This is a genomic window from Antarctobacter heliothermus, from assembly GCF_900188425.1.
Lineage (GTDB): Bacteria > Pseudomonadota > Alphaproteobacteria > Rhodobacterales > Rhodobacteraceae > Antarctobacter > Antarctobacter heliothermus.
The window spans coordinates 32,450-47,011 of the sequence record NZ_FZON01000007.1 but is presented as its reverse complement, the minus strand read 5'-3'; the positions used below and the strand labels follow the sequence as shown (position 1 = coordinate 47,011).

Genomic DNA, 14,562 nt, shown 5'->3' with positions numbered 1-14,562 from the left:
ACCCCTGCGCGTCTTGCAAATCAACCCCTACAGGGCTAGGTGACGTCGATCCTCAAACCTATCGGACAAGGCACTGGTAACATGAGCATCCACGACGAACGCGACATCGAAGCCAACCTTCAGATCGGCCCCACCGAAAAGGGGATGGTCCGCCTGTTCATCTTTGCCGACGGGATGGAAATCCCGATGGATTTCGAACCCGAAGAGGCCGAGGAAATCGCCGAAGAACTGCGTGCCGCGGCCGCAACCGCGCGCCGGACCAAGCCCAGCCGCTAATCCTGCGACGGCGCGGGAACGTGCTGATCGACAAAGACCCTGTTCCCGTCCGGGTCGACCAGCGTCATGCAGGCTGGCCCCGTGCTGTCACCCTCTACACCTGATTCCGGTTCAATGCCGTTGGCGCGCAGCCGCGCCTGCATCGCGCGGATATCGGTGAAGTCGTCCAGCGGCTCACCGCCGCCGCTCCAGCCGGGGTTGAAGGTCAGCATATTGCCTGTGAACATGCCCTGAAACAGGCCGATCACGCTGTCACCGTTGCGCAGGATCAACCAGCCCTCTTCGGCGACCCCGGCGACTTGCTGAAATCCCAGTGCCTCGTAAAAGCGCCGCGAGGCGGTCAGATCCTTGACCGACAGACTGACCGAAAATGCCCCGAGTTCCATGACGGATCCTTTCTGTGATGTGCCGCGACGGTTCCATCGTCGTCCGGATCAACCCGTTCAGGCAAGCCCCACCAGACAGCAGCCCGACTATCCCCAGCGGTCCAGCCCTGCGCCGGGATCCCGCAACCCCTGCAACCGCCGCGCCGCATGAACGGCAAACTTGCGCGTCAGCTTGGTCCGCCGCGCGGCTGCCAGCTTATCCTCTGGCGCCATGCGCAGGATCTCCGCGTCATAACCATCGGCAATGATCAACCCTGTCCCCTCTGGCAACAGATCGGTCGGAAACGTCTGATCCACCGCCCAGAAATAGCGATCACACCACGGCAGATAGCCCTGCCATTTGCCGTCGCTCATGAAATCCGCGCGTGAGGATTTACACTCCACCACCCACAGCTCTCCCTTTGGGCCCAGCGCCATGACATCGACGCGCAACCCCCGGTCGGGCACAAACTCTTCCACCACGGCAAAGCCATGCCCTGCCAGGTGGCGGGACACGCCGCGCGCCAGCAACTGGCCGGGCATCAAGTCAGACATCACATCGGGCATCAGGTTGGGCGCGACAGGCAATTCCATGCTCAAATTCTTGAACATTCCGTGAACAAATGCAACCCCGCCGCGCGCTGCCTTTCCTCTGGTGGCGATTTGCCTACTGTCGCCAAAGCACCCTTTTCATGACTCTCAAGGTTCCGCATGTCCCAAGACGCCCCCCAGACCCGACTGACCCGCGAAGAGGCCCGCGGGGTGCGTGCCGCGCGCGAACTGGAAGGGCACCTGACATGGCTCGACACGTTTTCCGGCACGGCGCTTGGCGTATTGTCCGTGGCGTCGGGCATCTACACCTACCTTGGCGTGTCCTCGTTGCTGGATGAAAACGGCGCCATGTCGATCTTTGCCGCCATCGCCTATTCCACCGCCGTCTCTGTCGGGATCTTTGTGTTCTGGTCCTACATGCTGCGGCTGTTTCCCGCCGTCCGCACCGCGCGCGCCCGCGCTGGCCTGCTGGCCACCATGGGTCTGGGCAGTCTGGCCATCGTCGCCATGTCATCCTGGCTGAACGCCGCCGCCCTTGCCGGGTCGGCAGCCGTGGAACAGCACCTGGCCGAAACGGTGCAGGATTATCAGGCGGCGCTTGAACGCGCGCATGAGATCGCCCTGACCGGGCAGGCGCTGGAACGCGATGTCGCGCGCACCCGCCAGAGCTTTGAAGATTTGTCAGAGTTGGAGGCGCAAGGCGCGCTGTCCGGTCTGGCCGGGCGCGGCGCTGTCTTTCGGGTGTTGCGTCAGAAATCGGCGGAACTGACCGCACTGGAGGGCCAGATCGCAGCCCAGACGCCTCTGGTCGACACCGCCTTTACCGAGGGCAACACCATCCTGTCGCGGATGCGTGCGCTGACCGTGGAACCCGGCAACGTCGAGGCGCGGTCGGTCGAGTTTTCAGAGGCCGCCGTGCGTCTGCAAGGGCTGATCACCCAGTTGCGGCAACTTTCGGTGGCCCCGCTGGTCGAACGCGCCGCGCAAGATCTGGCCGCTTCTGTGGTGCTGCCGGAACTCGACAGTGCCACGGCGCAGGGCCGCGCCGACCAGTCCGCCACCATCACCTCTGTGCTGGAGGTGCTGGCGCAGCGCGCCGCCACGCTGGAAAGAGCCGCACAGGCCGTGCAATCGTTGCAGGCCCCCACGGACGTGACCTATGCGCCGCTGTCCGCCGCCGATGCGGTCATCCTGTATGCCGGAAATTTCATCCCCTCCTGGGCCGGCGCCATCGCCATCGACCTGCTGCCCATGGTGCTGGTCTTTATCCTTGCCATCACCCACGGCGCGATTCGAGAGGGCCGCGAGGGCGCGGGCGTTGAGGACACGCTGACACTGGCCGAACTGCGCGCCGCCGTCACCGCCCTGCGCGAGGTCGAGGCCGTTGCAGGCCCGCCGCCCGCACGCGCCGAACCGCCGGCAGCGCCGCGTGAGGATGTCACACCGCTCAAGGGTAAATCCGCATGACGGCGGCTGCGCACCCAATACCGCGCCCAAACGGCGTTCAGAGGCCCCGGCGCGATGTGGGGACGGGCGTCGGCCTGACCGCACCGCGAGTCCAGCCATGAACCGCAGCGTTGCCCGCACCCTGTCGGCTGTGCTGATCTTTCAGGTCGGCATTGGCGTCCTGCTGGTCCTCGGTGACATGCGCCAGGGCACCCTGTCGCTGCCGACCTTCAAACCCGATGCACCCCGCCTGTCCGAACCTGTCCGCCCCGGCGATCAGCGCCGCATCTTCAAACCGGGCCGTGACCGCCCCGCCGTTGCCCCCGAACGCGATCCCGGCGAGCTGCCCGAGCGTTTGACCCTGACGTTGAATAACGGTCTCTGGCGGATGGAGGGGGCGATTGCCGAGGGTGACGCCGAACGCCTGATCCCGCAGATCGACCGTGCCGATCCGCCCATCGCCACGCTGGTGCTGCAATCCTCTGGCGGGTCTGTCCGCGACACCCTTGACCTTGGCCGTCACCTGCGCGCCTCTGGCATCGCAACAGAGGTCCTGTCGGGCGAATTCTGCTACTCCGCCTGCCCTTACCTCTTTGCCGGCGGAAAAACCCGCACCGCCGCCGCCGCTGCCTCTATCGGGGTCCACCAGCACTATTTCGGCGAAAGCACCCTGCTGCCCGCCTTTGTTGCGGTCGAGGATATCCAGCGCGGTCAGGCCGAGGTCATGGGCTTTCTCGACGACATGGGGGTTGACCCGCTGGTGATGCGGCACGCGCTTGTTACGCCACCGGACGAAATCTACATCCTGCTGCCCGAGGAATTGACCCGCTACGGGTTCGTCACCGACGACTCCTGACGGCGACCCGCGAACGGCGGACGATCCAGGAAAAAACCCGACACAGGTCTTCCTGCTTGACAGGATACCATTTGGCATCCCATAAAAGGATGCCAAATGGTATCACAAAGCTGTCTCACACCGGAGCCGCCATGCCACCAGACCTGCAACCCGCCTTCCGCGCCCTCGCGGATCCGACCCGGCGCGACATCCTGCGCCGCCTCTCAGCCCGCGAAATGACCCTCGCCGAAGTGACACGACACTGCGACATGACCCGCGCGGCGGTCAAAAAGCACCTTGTCGTGCTCGAAGAGGGCAACCTGATCCAGATGCGGCGGCAGGGTCGGGAAACGATCTCCACCCTCAACGCCGCCGCGCTGAAACCCGTCACCGACTGGCTCAGCTATTTCGACGCTTTCTGGCAGGACAAGCTCACGGCCCTGACAACCGCTCTCCAAGACGAAAAGGACAACACATGACCCTCACCATCCGCAAATCCGTCTTCCTGCCCGCCGATCAGGCCACTGTCTGGGATCACCTGACGCGCGCCGATCTGCTGGGCAAATGGTTTCACCCCGCCACCTCTGATCTGGTCGAGGGCGAGGCCTATACCCTGCTGTCACAAAAAGACGGCGACCGCATGTGCTGGGGCACGGTGGAAAAACTCTCGCCAAAGGATCACATGCGCTGGTCGTTTACCGTCGGCCCGCTGAACGGCAAGATGACCACCGTCGACTGGCGCCTGACCCCGGCCCCCGGCGGCACACAGTTGACGCTAGAGCATTCCGGCCTGCCCGATGACGCCGATGGTTATGGACTGGTGCTTGCGCTCGACAAGGGCTGGCATGGCTTTATCGGCAATCTGCACGAAATCGAAACGATGGCCTTGTCATGAGCCGGGCACAGGCATAGATCACGCGATGGCGGGTTCTGCCCTTCTCGTATACGGGTACATTCCGGTGGCCTTAAGCAAATCCGAGGGAGCTGGCTCTGGCGGGATCGTGGTCTCGTTACCTGGCGCCCACCTGTACATACAGGTCCTCGGGAATGCACTACCCACACGGTTGGCGCGGTTCCCGCCGCACACCCCACACTCCACATGATAACAAGACCGGAAGCGGGCTGGAGGGCGGGCCGCTGAGCCGCAGGCTCAGTCGGGGCGTCCGGAGGCCTGCTTGGAGTGTTCAGCGGCGGTTCAGAATCCGCAGCGACCGCGCTTTCGGCGCCTCTGCCGCAACACGCACCCGTGCAGGCACTTGTGGGCGGATGCGCTCACGCTTGCCACCCGAGGTGTCGTCGTCCTCTGCCATGCGCATGATCGAGATGGCGAATTGTACGCCGGCAAACACCACACCGTTAAAGAACACCAGCATGATCACGGCCACAACCGCGACATCGCTGCCGGAAATCAGGGTCCACAGATTCGCCACGTTGAGCCACAACAGCGCGCCGACAAAGAGCGCCGAAAGGCCAAAGCCAGTCAGGACCTGGATGATGTAAAGACGGATGAGCTTGGGCATGGGCTACTCCTTCGCATTCCATGATCAGAATACAATTGGGGCACAATGGCAATCCCGCAAGAGGTCACAGGCAGATTGCCGCCTCTATGCGCCGCGCGTTTCGACGCAGGCGCGGTCTGGTGCAAACCAGGCCACGCCAACAGCGGGTCAAAACGCCTCGGGTTTGGCCTCTCGCGCCATGTGATCCAGAACCGCGTTCACAAAACGTGCTTCCTTGCCATCCGGGAAAAAGGCCGAGGCCACGTCCAGATATTCGACGATGACCACCTTGGGCGGTGTGTCAAAGGCCAGCATCTCTGCCCCGGCCACACGAAACAGCGCGCGCAGGGTCGGGTCGATCCGCGCGATGGGCCACTTGGCCACCAGCGCCCGGTCGGTCATCTGGTCGATCTTGACCTGCCAGTTCACCGCCTGCTCCAGCAGCTTGGCAAAGAAATCGACGTCCCCGTCGATCATCTCTGTACCGTCCTCGATCTCAGCCCCGAAGCGGAACTCCAGAAACTCGTGCCGGACCTTGTCGAGGCCCGCGTCGGATTGTTCCATCTGGAACAGCGCCTGCACGGCATAAAACCGCGAGGCGCTCTTCATCTTGCGTTTCTGGTTGCCCGATAGCTGGGTCATGCGATGTCGGGGCCCTTGCTGCTGCCTGCGATCTGGATCTCTTCGCGGGCGGGGACGAATCCAACACCCTTGCGCGAGCCGCCCCACTTACGGGTCAGCGCCAGCAGATGCAAGGCCGCCGCCGCCGCGCCGCCGCCCTTGTTCTGCCCGGTCGCCTCGGCCCGCACGCGGGCCTGCTCAAAGGTCTCGACCGTCAGGATCCCGTTGCCGATGCACAGTCCCTGAAGACCCAGAAGCGTCAGCGCGCGTGAGCTGTCGTTACAGACCGTGTCGTAATGCGTCGTCTCACCCCGGATCACGCAGCCCAGCGCCACATAGGCGTCGAAATTCGACATCCGTTCCGCGATGCCGATGGCGGTGGGCAGCTCCAGCGCACCGGGCACCTCGACGGTTTCATGCCAGCCGCCGCAGGCCTCGATCTCAGCCGCGGCACCGGCCACCAACTGGTCGGCGATGTCCTTGTAGTAGGGCGCCACCACGATCAACACCTTGACCGGCTTGTCGAATTCCGCGCGCTCCAGCACATGGTGCGTTTCATTCGATGCCATCAACCCAGCTCCGAGATCTTGCGCGTTCCGACGATTTCAAGACCGTAGGCGTCAAGCCCCACAACCTTTGGGGTGGGTGAATTGGTCAGCAGCACCAGCTTGGACAATCCCAGCGAGGACAGGATCTGCGCCCCCAGACCGTATTGCCGCAAGGTCTTGGGCGAGACGCCTTCGGTGACGTCCAGCTTCATCGAGGTGTCACGCAACAGCACGACCACGCCGCGCCCCTCGTCCGCAACCGCCTGCATGGCGTGCTGGAACTCATGCCCGCGCCCCTTTGGCCCGGTGCCGATGATGTCCAGCATCGGGTCCATGGCGTGCATCCGCACCAGCACCGGATCGGACGTGCCGATGTCGCCCTTGGTCAGGACGATATGTTCGTCGCCGTGGGTTTCGTCGGTGTAGATACGCATGTTCCACTCACCACCGAACTCAGAGGTGATGGTCTCTTCGGTGCGGACCTTGACCAGATTGTCGTGACGCCGACGGTACGAAATCAGGTCCGAGATTGTCCCGATCTTCAGCCCATGGCGCTGAGCAAAAGCCACCATTTCCGGCAGCCGCGCCATGGTGCCGTCCTCGTTCATGATCTCACAGATCACGCCCGCCGGATTCAGCCCCGCCAGCCGCGACACGTCGACCGCGGCCTCTGTATGTCCGGCGCGCACCAGCACGCCGCCCTTGCGGGCGCGCAGCGGGAACACATGGCCGGGTGTCGCGATGTCCGCAGCCCCCTTGGAGGCGTCGATCGCCACCGCGATGGTCCGCGCCCGGTCAGCGGCGGAAATCCCGGTCGTCACCCCCTCACGCGCCTCGATCGACGTGGTAAAGGCCGTTTCGTGCCGCGACGAGTTGTTGGTCGACATCAAGGGCAGACCCAGCTCCTCGATCCGGTCCGAGGTCATCGCCAGGCAGATCAACCCGCGCCCGTACAGCGCCATGAAGTTGACCGCATCCGGTGTCGCCCATTGCGCGGGGATCACCAGATCGCCTTCGTTCTCACGGTCCTCGTGATCAACCAGGATGAACATACGCCCGTTGCGGGCATCCTCGATGATGTCCTCGACAGAGGAAATCGCATCGGACCAGACCTGTTCAACCGGTCCCGGAGTTTTGAAATCGGGCATGGGGCCTCTCTTTTGTCAGTCAGATGCGGGATACTTGAGCGTATCGCCAAAGACCAGAGGCAAGCGTTGTCAGGGCCGCACCGCAATCGTGCGCATACGCAGCACGTCACGTCCGTACTGTGCCGCCCGCCGTCCACGACGCCCCGCAACACAGACCTGGGCGGATGTCAGTCAAAGATGTCGTCCAGCAGGTCGAAGGCCTCGTCGAAAAAGCGGTGCGCCAGACCTTTGCTCTTCTTCTTGCGAGGCTTCTGCCGGACCTTGCGCTCGGCAGGCGAGGCCGGTCTGGCCGTCTTGCGCGGACCCTTGGTGTCCTTGCGTCCGGGGCTGGTCGCTGCGGCCTTTAGGTGTTTCATGTTGTGCAACGGCGCACCACAGGACGCGCAAGACAGTTCGTGCCGGACCTCCCCGCGCAGGACCAGCGCGGCACGGGTGCCGCAATAACAACAAGTCGCAATCTTCGTCGTACCCATTGCGCCGATCTAGGCACGCGCCGCATAAAGCGCAACCGCCGCCGCGTTCGACACATTCAGCGACCCGAACGCACCGGCAAAATCGATCCTGACCAGCGCATCGACGGTTTCCTTGGTCTTGGGCCGCAGTCCCGGCCCCTCGGCCCCGAAAACCAGCGCCACCGGCGTCTCGCGCCGCCCCTCCAGCGCCGCCTCGATGGTCTGTTCCGCCTCGCCGTCAAGCCCCAGAACAAGGTATCCCATGTCGCGCAGGGTCTGGATCGTTTCGGCCAGATTTCGTTCGCGCAGGTAGGGCTGGCGTTCCAGCGCACCGCTCGCCGTTTTGGCCAGCGCGCCGGTTTCCGGGGCCGCGTGGTGACGCGTGCCAATCACCGCCTGCGCGCCGAACACCTCGGCAGAGCGCAGGATCGCGCCCACGTTGTGCGGGTCCGTCACCCGGTCCAGCAGCACCAGCCGCAAGGCCCCCTGCCCGGCAAAGGCCACATCCTCCAGCCGCCCCCAGTCCAGCGGCTTGACCTCCAGCGCGGCGCCCTGATGCACCGAATTGGGGTCCAGCGGCGCATCAAACCGGCGCGGGTCCTGAATTTCGGGCGTCATGCCCGAAACCGCAACCGCCTCTGTCAGCTTTTCCGCCGCATTGGGCGTCAGGATCAGCCGCAGCCTGTCGCGGCGGGGATTCATCAGCGCGTCGCGCACCGCGTGCAGCCCGAACAGCCAGACGGTCTCATTGGCCGAGGCCTTGCGCGCCTGTTCCTTTTCGACCACCCATTTCGGTTTCTTCGCCATCGCCGATGCCCCTGCTTTCTGAGGACACAGGGTTTGCACCCTGCGCCGTGCTTTGCCAAGGGAATTTCCTGTTGACGCGGTTTTTGGGCGGATGTAGTCAGCCCCTCACACCGGGCATGCCCGGTGTCCGGTGGGCGACAGGCCGCAAGGTGTGGCAGGGGACTGTAACTCCCTCGAGGCGACTCACGCCTGGTTCGATTCCAGGGTCGCCCACCATTTCATCTCTTTGACGTTGCGCGTCTATGGGGATCAGGCTTTGGCCCGATCCGCCTATGCAGGTCAGGCCGCTTGACTGGCCATCCATTCAGAATCACTTGCGATGTCTCGCACGATTACCCCCGGACCGATTGCACCAGCGCGGCCAGTGCAAACAGCACTGCCGCCGCGCAGACGACACTTGGCCCCGCTGGAGTGTCGAATGTCCAGGCCGCCCAAAGCCCGCCCAGCGCCGACACAACGCCCACCGCCGCCGTGCCCGCCAGCATGCCTTCTGGCGTTGTCGACAGGGGCCGCGCCGCCGCCGCCGGGATGATCAGCAGCGCGCCGATCAACAGCGCGCCGACCACCTTCAGCGCCACGGCCACCACCAGCGCCAGCGCCAGCATCAGCACCACACGCTCGCGTTCAGGGTTCAGGCCGGAGGCCGCCGCCAGGTCGGGCGACACGGTCGCGGTCAACAGCGCCTGCCAGCGCCAGCCGATCAACGCCGCGACCAGCGCGCCGCCGCCCCAGATCACCGCCAGATCACTGCGGCTGACCGCCAGAATGTCGCCAAACAGATAGGCCTCCAGGTTCAGGCGCGGTCCGGGCAGCAGGCTGGCGGCAACAAGACCCAGCGCCAGCGCCGCATGGGCCGCAACCCCCAGCACCATGTCCGCGCCATAGCCCCGCCCCGACAGTTGCGCGACACCAAAGGCCACGACCAGAGCCACGACCAGCGTGCCAGCAAAGACCGGCACCGAGAACGCCAGAGCCAAGGCAACCCCAAGGATCGCCGCGTGTGAGGTGGCATCGCCGAAATAGGCCATCCGCCGCCAGACCACGAAAACGCCCAAAGGCGCCGCCGCCAGCGCCACACCGACCGCCGCCAGTGCAGCGCGCACAAGGAAATCATCCAGCATCGCAGCTCTCCCCCGGGCCGTGGTCATGGGCGTGATCATGCGTATGTTCATGGTCGTGGTGGTGACTGTGTTCGTGTCGGTACAGCGCCAGCGCGCCCTTGGTGCCAGAGCCGAACAGCGCGCGGTATTCCTCGGCCTGCGCCACCACTTCGGGGTGGCCCTCGCAGCAGACATGCCCGTTCAGACAGATCACCCGGTCGGACGCGCTCATGACCACATGCAGCTCATGGCTGACCATCAGCACCGCACAGCCCAGCCGGTCACGCAGATCCTCGATCCTCAGGTAAAACCGCGCCTGCGCCGGTTGGTCCAGCCCGGTGGTCGGCTCATCCAGAATCAGGATCTGCGGGTCGTTCAACAAGGCCCGCGCCAGCAAGACCCGTTGAAACTGACCGCCTGACAGCGCCGACATCTGCCGGTCTGCCAGATCACCGGCCCCCGCCTCGTCCAAGGCTTTGGCGCGCGCCTCGGCGCTGCTCCGGCGCGGCAGGTTCAGAAAGCGGCTGACGGTCATCGGCAGGGTTTCATCCATCCGCAACCCCTGCGGCACATAGCCCAGGCGCAAACCGCGCTGCCGGGTCACCTTGCCCCGCGCCGGCCTCAAGGCCCCGACAAGCGCGCGCAGCAGGGTCGATTTTCCCGATCCGTTGGGGCCGACCACGGTCACGATCTCTCCGGGGGCGATGGTGAAATCCACATCGCGCAACACCTCACGCGGGCCTTGCCGCACCGCCAGCCCCCGCGCCTCGATCAGCGCGCTCATTGTGCGGTGTCCACGCAGGACGGACACAAGCCCTCGGCCTCAATCGCCACCCGTTCAACCTGAAAACCCAGCTCCCCGGCCGCGGAGCGCAGCGCCTCGGACGCCCGTCGCCCCGGCGTTTCCGCCACTGCCGAGCAGTTCCGGCAGATCAGGAAACAGGGCGCGTGGCGCACTCCGGGGGCGGCGCAGGCCACAAAGGCGTTCAGCCGTTCGATCCGATGGGCGAATCCGTTCGCCACAAGGAAATCCAGCGCCCGGTAGGCCACGGGAGGCTGTGATCCGCGTCCCTCTTCGCGCAGCACGTCCAACACGTCGTAGGCCCCCATCGCCCGGTGCCGCGCCAGCAGGATCTCCAGCACCCGCCGTCGCACTGGCGTCAGTTGTAACCCCTGCACATCACAGGTTTCCTCAACCGTTTGCAGCGCGGTGGCGATACAGTGACGGTGGTCGTGATGTTCGAACCCTTTGGCGTCCATGGTGCGTCTCTCCTGCGGATTCAGGGTTGATATGGTATAACATTCGGTCCTACAAGTCCGAAGCGTTATGATATAACATCCGAAAGTTTGCCCATGTTCCGCCCTCTCCTGCTCACCGCCGGTCTTGCCCTTCCCACCCTCGTATCGGCAGAGGTGCCGCGCGTCATCACCGACATTGGCCCGGTCGAAAGCCTGACCGCCATGGTCATGGGCGATCTGGGCGCGCCGGACCGCCTGTTGCAGCCGGGCGATTCACCACACCACATGGCGCTGCGCCCCAGTCAGGCCCGCGCGCTGTCCAACGCCGATCTGGTGATCTGGATCGGCCCGGATCTGACCCCGCAACTGGCCGGACAGATCGAGACGTTGGCCACCTCCGCCCTGTCCCTGCCCCTTGCCGATCTGACCACGACTCACCTGCTGCCCGCGCGCGACACCGGCCTCTTTCCGCATGACCATGAGGAGGAGGAGGAAGACCACCACGACGATCATGACGAAGACCATGAGGACCATGCAGAAGATCATGACGAAGACGCCCATGGGCACGGCCTGCACGATCCGCATGTCTGGCTCTCACCCGAAAACGCGACCCACTGGCTGGCTGACATCGCCGAGGCGCTGGCCGAAACAGACCCGGACAATGCCGAGACCTACCGCACAAACGCCCGCACCGGGGCCGAAACCATCGCCGCGGCAGAGGCCGAGGCGCACACAACACTGGCCCCCCTGAACGGACGCCCGCTGGCCGTCGCCCATGACGCCTATCAGTATTTCGAACATGATTTCGGCCTGACCGTGCTTGGCGCCATATCGGACGCAGAGGCCAACACCCCCGGACCCGCCCGCCTTGCGGCGCTGCGCGACGGTCTGGCCACCGACAAACCCGCCTGCCTGCTGATCGAGCCGGGCACCGACCCGCGCCTGCTGCAAACCATCGAGGGCAGCGGCCTCCCGACCGCCACGCTGGACCCGCTGGGCAGTGATCTGCCGCAGGGCGCGACGCTGTATCCGGCGCTCATCCGCACCTTCGCCCAGCGGATCGCAACCTGCGTCGGCGACTAAACGCACCGCGCGGGGCGTCAGGCCGCCCCGCGCCGCCCCTCGAATGCCTTTACCGTGATCCCCGCCGCCTCCAGCGCCGCGCGCACCGCGCGGGCCATGGGCAAGGCCGTCGCCCCGTCGCCGTGCAGGCAGATCGTGTCGATGGCCACCGGGATTGGCGCGCCCTCTTCGGGCAGGATCGCCCCCGCCTGCACCATCTTGACGATACGCGGCGCGGCTGTGGCCGGATCATGCAACACTGCCCCCGGCAGCCGCCGAGCCACCAGCGTCGCATCCCCATTATAGGCCCGATCGGCAAAGATCTCTCCGGCCCAGAGACACCCCAACCTCTCAACCACCCGCTGCTGCGCGGTGGCGGCCAGCACCATGACGATGATCTCCGGTGCCACTTCCAGCGCGGCCCCATAACAGGCCTCTGCCAGCGCCTCATCCTCGGACGCCATGTTGGACAGCGCGCCGTGCAGCTTCAGATGCCGCACCTGCGCACCCCCGGCCCGCGCCATGCCCAACGCCGCGCCCATTTGATACTGCACCATATGGCGCAGGCTTTTCTCCGGCAGATGCATCCTGCGGCGGCCAAATCCCTGCAAATCGGCGAAGCCGGGATGCGCGCCGATGCCCACGCTCCGCGCCTGCGCCATGGCCATCGTATCGGCCATCACGTCCCAATCGCCGCCATGGAACCCGCAGGCCACATTGGCCGAGGTCACAACTTCCAGCAAATCGGCATCCTGCCCCATCACCCACGGGCCAAAGCTTTCGCCCATGTCGGCATTCAGATCGACAGATGTCATGACAGCTCCTCTCCGGCGGTGACGCCGCTGATCAGGGAATAGGACAACAGGTCCGGCATCTGCGCCGGATCGCGGATCAGGGGGCGGGTCGTGCCGGGCAGCCCGTCGATCATGCGGCGATGGGCGGCCTCGGCCTCCAGCGCCTCCTCCCGCGTGACGAATCGGAACCGCAATTCCGCCCCCGGCGCGGCCTGCGCCACGCGCGGCAGGTCGGCGGGAATGACCGTGCCGATCCGGGGATAGCCGCCGGTGGTCTGGCATTCGTACAGCAGGATATAGGGCGCACCGTCGCCGGGGATCTGGATGTCGCCCGGCGTGATCACCTCTGACACGATGGTCTGGCCAGAGGTCAGGCCATAGCCCTCACCCGGCGGCAGGATGCGAATCCCCATCCGGTTGCCCCGGCTGTCGCGGCGAAACGCCTCTTGCGTGAACCGGGCGCGCATGTCGTCGGGGAACATCGTGGTTTGCAGACTGGGCAGGACGCATAATTCGCCGCCGTCAAACCGCGGCAGCGGGGCCAGCACCTGCCCCACCGTGCGCCCGGTGTCCTGTGCCAGCGGCAGGGTATCCCCCGCCTCCAGCACCGCGCCCAGCCCGGCGCTCAGGTGGGCGGACCGCGCGCCCAGCGCCTCTGGCAGGTCAAACCCACCACCAACCGTCAGGTAGCCATAGACGCCAGATTGCGCCCCGCCGATGTCCAGCACCGCGCCCGCAGGCATCCGGTGGCTGGCGTTCCAGACCAGCGGGGCACCGTCCAGCGTGGCGCGCATCGGCGCGCCGCTCAGGGCAATCCGGCAAGGCACATCCGCCCGAAACCGACCGCCAAACCCCGCCAGTTCCAGCGCCGTGCCCACAGGCTGGCGCAACAGCGCCGCCCCCTCTGCCAGCGCCAGCCGGTCCGCCGCGCCGCCGCGCGACAGGCCCAGCGCCAAGTAGCCAGAGCGGCCCATGTCCTGCACCGTGACCCCCGGTCCGGCCTGCAAGATCTCCAGCCCGCTCATGTCAGCGGCTCCGTCACGATCCCGCCTTTGGGGTCCGCCGCCAACCTGTCCCATGCCCCGGCCTCAACCGCGTCAAAGATCACCTCATCGCCGGGGCGCAACAGAAACGGCGCATCGCTGTCGGGCCGGAACAGCGGCGCAGCGGTCCGTCCGACCTGCCGCCAGCCCGTCGGGGCCGTGACCGAAAACAACACGAATTGCCGGATCGCCACCACCAGCGCGCCCGCAGGCACGCGCGGCGTCAGCCCGGTCTGGCGCGGAATATCCCAGGCCTCTGGCAATGTGCCCAGATAGGGCTGACCGGGGGCAAAGCCGATGGCACTGACCCGCACCCGCGCGCCCGACAGCGCCTCGACCGCCGCATCGGCCTGCATCCCCGCCGCCTGCGCCGCCTCTGCCAACTGCGGGCCGAAATCTCCGCCGTAGACGGTGGGAATACGCAACAGCCGCCGCCCTTCGGGCAGCGGCGCGGCGTACCAATCCTCGGCCGACAGGCGCTGTTCCAACGCCGTCGTCAGCGCCTCCAGCGACAGGTGCAATGGATCGAACCGCAGGTAGGTCGACACCAGCGAGGTCGAGCATTCCTCGACCCCCTCCGGCATGTCCCGCTCTACCGCCGCGCGAAACGCCAGCGCCGCGCGGTTGGCGGGTTCCGACAGCGTCTCGCCAAAGCGGACGATCACCCCATCCAGACCGATGGGCGCAATTCTCGGGCAATCGGGGGTCAATTCATCGGGCATGGGTCTCTCCTGCGCCCCAGCCCATCACGGTCGGGGGGCAATGTCCAACCCCC

The 14,562-nt window shown here is 65.7% G+C and carries 20 protein-coding genes and 1 tRNA gene; 7 read left to right on the top strand and 14 right to left on the bottom strand.

Annotated elements, in window-relative coordinates; translation table 11 throughout:
- The first annotated feature begins 81 nt into the window (after positions 1-81).
- Positions 82-276: a DUF6324 family protein gene (locus CHB90_RS05610; protein WP_089276877.1), complete on the top strand. Its 195-nt coding sequence runs from the start codon at positions 82-84 to the stop codon at positions 274-276.
- On the opposite strand, the gene CHB90_RS05605 is transcribed toward CHB90_RS05610, so the two are convergent.
- Both CHB90_RS05605 and CHB90_RS05600 read right to left on the bottom strand, forming a co-directional pair.
- Complete coding sequence (locus CHB90_RS05605; RefSeq protein WP_089276876.1) at positions 273-662, bottom strand: VOC family protein; 390 nt, start codon at positions 660-662, stop codon at positions 273-275. The two genes, CHB90_RS05610 and CHB90_RS05605, sit on opposite strands and share 4 nt — an antisense overlap.
- Positions 663-749: 87 nt before the next feature.
- Positions 750-1,235: an MmcB family DNA repair protein gene (locus CHB90_RS05600; protein WP_245823173.1), complete on the bottom strand. Its 486-nt coding sequence runs from the start codon at positions 1,233-1,235 to the stop codon at positions 750-752.
- Between the two features lie 117 nt (positions 1,236-1,352).
- Here CHB90_RS05600 and CHB90_RS05595 point away from each other — a divergent pair, with 117 nt between their 5' ends.
- The 4 genes from CHB90_RS05595 to CHB90_RS05580 all read left to right on the top strand — a co-directional run bounded on the left by CHB90_RS05595 (position 1,353) and on the right by CHB90_RS05580 (position 4,369).
- Complete coding sequence (locus CHB90_RS05595) at positions 1,353-2,660, top strand: coiled-coil domain-containing protein (protein ID WP_089276875.1); 1,308 nt, start codon at positions 1,353-1,355, stop codon at positions 2,658-2,660.
- A gap of 97 nt (positions 2,661-2,757) precedes the next feature.
- Positions 2,758-3,495, top strand: coding sequence for a COG3904 family protein (locus CHB90_RS05590; protein WP_089276874.1), 738 nt, complete (start codon positions 2,758-2,760; stop codon positions 3,493-3,495).
- 131 nt (positions 3,496-3,626) lie between these two features.
- Positions 3,627-3,953 (top strand): ArsR/SmtB family transcription factor, encoded by a 327-nt coding sequence (locus tag CHB90_RS05585; protein ID WP_089276947.1) that lies wholly within the window; start codon positions 3,627-3,629, stop codon positions 3,951-3,953.
- Positions 3,950-4,369 carry an SRPBCC family protein gene (locus CHB90_RS05580; RefSeq protein WP_089276873.1) on the top strand — a complete coding sequence of 140 codons (420 nt, stop codon included), beginning with the start codon at positions 3,950-3,952 and terminating at the stop codon, positions 4,367-4,369. The genes CHB90_RS05585 and CHB90_RS05580 overlap by 4 nt, the downstream gene beginning before the upstream one ends.
- A 289-nt stretch (positions 4,370-4,658) precedes the next feature.
- Here the strand turns inward: CHB90_RS05580 and CHB90_RS05575 are convergent, their stop codons facing one another.
- The 6 genes from CHB90_RS05575 to rlmB form a co-directional block, all read right to left on the bottom strand.
- Positions 4,659-4,994 (bottom strand): hypothetical protein, encoded by a 336-nt coding sequence (locus CHB90_RS05575; protein ID WP_089276872.1) that lies wholly within the window; start codon positions 4,992-4,994, stop codon positions 4,659-4,661.
- 147 nt (positions 4,995-5,141) lie between these two features.
- Entirely contained in the window at positions 5,142-5,615 is a 474-nt protein-coding gene (gene nusB, locus CHB90_RS05570; protein ID WP_089276871.1) for a transcription antitermination factor NusB, read from the bottom strand.
- Complete coding sequence (locus CHB90_RS05565) at positions 5,612-6,163, bottom strand: 6,7-dimethyl-8-ribityllumazine synthase (protein WP_089276870.1); 552 nt, start codon at positions 6,161-6,163, stop codon at positions 5,612-5,614. Before CHB90_RS05565 ends, nusB begins: the two co-directional genes overlap by 4 nt.
- Positions 6,163-7,290 carry a 3,4-dihydroxy-2-butanone-4-phosphate synthase gene (gene ribB / locus CHB90_RS05560; RefSeq protein ID WP_089276869.1) on the bottom strand — a complete coding sequence of 376 codons (1,128 nt, stop codon included), beginning with the start codon at positions 7,288-7,290 and terminating at the stop codon, positions 6,163-6,165. The genes CHB90_RS05565 and ribB overlap by 1 nt, the downstream gene beginning before the upstream one ends.
- Before the next feature lie 167 nt (positions 7,291-7,457).
- A complete protein-coding gene (locus CHB90_RS05555; RefSeq protein WP_089276868.1) occupies positions 7,458-7,763 on the bottom strand; it encodes a hypothetical protein in 306 nt (101 codons plus the stop codon).
- A gap of 9 nt (positions 7,764-7,772) precedes the next feature.
- On the bottom strand, positions 7,773-8,549 hold the full coding sequence (gene rlmB / locus CHB90_RS05550) for a 23S rRNA (guanosine(2251)-2'-O)-methyltransferase RlmB (protein WP_089276867.1): 777 nt from the start codon (positions 8,547-8,549) through the stop codon (positions 7,773-7,775).
- A gap of 132 nt (positions 8,550-8,681) precedes the next feature.
- Here rlmB and CHB90_RS26485 point away from each other — a divergent pair.
- A tRNA-Tyr gene (locus tag CHB90_RS26485) sits at positions 8,682-8,765 on the top strand.
- 116 nt (positions 8,766-8,881) lie between these two features.
- Here CHB90_RS26485 and CHB90_RS05545 read toward each other — a convergent pair.
- The 3 genes from CHB90_RS05545 to CHB90_RS05535 are packed head-to-tail and all read right to left on the bottom strand — an operon-like array spanning position 8,882 to position 10,909.
- The gene (locus CHB90_RS05545) at positions 8,882-9,670 is read right to left on the bottom strand and encodes a metal ABC transporter permease (protein ID WP_089276866.1); all 789 of its coding nucleotides are present in this window, start codon (positions 9,668-9,670) and stop codon (positions 8,882-8,884) included.
- Positions 9,660-10,433 carry a metal ABC transporter ATP-binding protein gene (locus CHB90_RS05540; protein WP_089276865.1) on the bottom strand — a complete coding sequence of 258 codons (774 nt, stop codon included), beginning with the start codon at positions 10,431-10,433 and terminating at the stop codon, positions 9,660-9,662. The genes CHB90_RS05545 and CHB90_RS05540 overlap by 11 nt, the downstream gene beginning before the upstream one ends.
- Positions 10,430-10,909: a transcriptional repressor gene (locus CHB90_RS05535; protein WP_089276864.1), complete on the bottom strand. Its 480-nt coding sequence runs from the start codon at positions 10,907-10,909 to the stop codon at positions 10,430-10,432. Before CHB90_RS05535 ends, CHB90_RS05540 begins: the two co-directional genes overlap by 4 nt.
- A 93-nt stretch (positions 10,910-11,002) precedes the next feature.
- Between CHB90_RS05535 and CHB90_RS05530 the strand changes: the two genes are divergently transcribed.
- A complete protein-coding gene (locus CHB90_RS05530) occupies positions 11,003-11,971 on the top strand; it encodes a zinc ABC transporter substrate-binding protein (RefSeq protein ID WP_089276863.1) in 969 nt (322 codons plus the stop codon).
- Between the two features lie 17 nt (positions 11,972-11,988).
- Here CHB90_RS05530 and CHB90_RS05525 read toward each other — a convergent pair whose 3' ends face one another.
- The 3 genes from CHB90_RS05525 to CHB90_RS05515 are packed head-to-tail and all read right to left on the bottom strand — an operon-like array spanning position 11,989 to position 14,509.
- Positions 11,989-12,765 carry a LamB/YcsF family protein gene (locus CHB90_RS05525; protein WP_089276862.1) on the bottom strand — a complete coding sequence of 259 codons (777 nt, stop codon included), beginning with the start codon at positions 12,763-12,765 and terminating at the stop codon, positions 11,989-11,991.
- A complete protein-coding gene (locus tag CHB90_RS05520) occupies positions 12,762-13,769 on the bottom strand; it encodes a 5-oxoprolinase subunit C family protein (protein ID WP_089276861.1) in 1,008 nt (335 codons plus the stop codon). Before CHB90_RS05520 ends, CHB90_RS05525 begins: the two co-directional genes overlap by 4 nt.
- Complete coding sequence (locus CHB90_RS05515) at positions 13,766-14,509, bottom strand: 5-oxoprolinase subunit B family protein (RefSeq protein WP_089276860.1); 744 nt, start codon at positions 14,507-14,509, stop codon at positions 13,766-13,768. The genes CHB90_RS05520 and CHB90_RS05515 overlap by 4 nt, the downstream gene beginning before the upstream one ends.
- Positions 14,510-14,562 lie beyond the last annotated feature (53 nt).

What these genes read in the sequence shown, in the direction of transcription:
- CHB90_RS05610 (WP_089276877.1), top strand. Translation starts at nt 82, where the DNA reads ATGAGCATCCACGACGAACGCGACATCGAAGCCAACCTTCAGATCGGC.
- CHB90_RS05605 (WP_089276876.1), bottom strand. Translation starts at nt 662, where the DNA reads ATGGAACTCGGGGCATTTTCGGTCAGTCTGTCGGTCAAGGATCTGACC.
- CHB90_RS05600 (WP_245823173.1), bottom strand. Translation starts at nt 1,235, where the DNA reads ATGGAATTGCCTGTCGCGCCCAACCTGATGCCCGATGTGATGTCTGAC.
- CHB90_RS05595 (WP_089276875.1), top strand. Translation starts at nt 1,353, where the DNA reads ATGTCCCAAGACGCCCCCCAGACCCGACTGACCCGCGAAGAGGCCCGC.
- CHB90_RS05590 (WP_089276874.1), top strand. Translation starts at nt 2,758, where the DNA reads ATGAACCGCAGCGTTGCCCGCACCCTGTCGGCTGTGCTGATCTTTCAG.
- CHB90_RS05585 (WP_089276947.1), top strand. Translation starts at nt 3,627, where the DNA reads ATGCCACCAGACCTGCAACCCGCCTTCCGCGCCCTCGCGGATCCGACC.
- CHB90_RS05580 (WP_089276873.1), top strand. Translation starts at nt 3,950, where the DNA reads ATGACCCTCACCATCCGCAAATCCGTCTTCCTGCCCGCCGATCAGGCC.
- CHB90_RS05575 (WP_089276872.1), bottom strand. Translation starts at nt 4,994, where the DNA reads ATGCCCAAGCTCATCCGTCTTTACATCATCCAGGTCCTGACTGGCTTT.
- nusB (WP_089276871.1), bottom strand. Translation starts at nt 5,615, where the DNA reads ATGACCCAGCTATCGGGCAACCAGAAACGCAAGATGAAGAGCGCCTCG.
- CHB90_RS05565 (WP_089276870.1), bottom strand. Translation starts at nt 6,163, where the DNA reads ATGGCATCGAATGAAACGCACCATGTGCTGGAGCGCGCGGAATTCGAC.
- ribB (WP_089276869.1), bottom strand. Translation starts at nt 7,290, where the DNA reads ATGCCCGATTTCAAAACTCCGGGACCGGTTGAACAGGTCTGGTCCGAT.
- CHB90_RS05555 (WP_089276868.1), bottom strand. Translation starts at nt 7,763, where the DNA reads ATGGGTACGACGAAGATTGCGACTTGTTGTTATTGCGGCACCCGTGCC.
- rlmB (WP_089276867.1), bottom strand. Translation starts at nt 8,549, where the DNA reads ATGGCGAAGAAACCGAAATGGGTGGTCGAAAAGGAACAGGCGCGCAAG.
- CHB90_RS05545 (WP_089276866.1), bottom strand. Translation starts at nt 9,670, where the DNA reads ATGCTGGATGATTTCCTTGTGCGCGCTGCACTGGCGGCGGTCGGTGTG.
- CHB90_RS05540 (WP_089276865.1), bottom strand. Translation starts at nt 10,433, where the DNA reads ATGAGCGCGCTGATCGAGGCGCGGGGGCTGGCGGTGCGGCAAGGCCCG.
- CHB90_RS05535 (WP_089276864.1), bottom strand. Translation starts at nt 10,909, where the DNA reads ATGGACGCCAAAGGGTTCGAACATCACGACCACCGTCACTGTATCGCC.
- CHB90_RS05530 (WP_089276863.1), top strand. Translation starts at nt 11,003, where the DNA reads ATGTTCCGCCCTCTCCTGCTCACCGCCGGTCTTGCCCTTCCCACCCTC.
- CHB90_RS05525 (WP_089276862.1), bottom strand. Translation starts at nt 12,765, where the DNA reads ATGACATCTGTCGATCTGAATGCCGACATGGGCGAAAGCTTTGGCCCG.
- CHB90_RS05520 (WP_089276861.1), bottom strand. Translation starts at nt 13,769, where the DNA reads ATGAGCGGGCTGGAGATCTTGCAGGCCGGACCGGGGGTCACGGTGCAG.
- CHB90_RS05515 (WP_089276860.1), bottom strand. Translation starts at nt 14,509, where the DNA reads ATGCCCGATGAATTGACCCCCGATTGCCCGAGAATTGCGCCCATCGGT.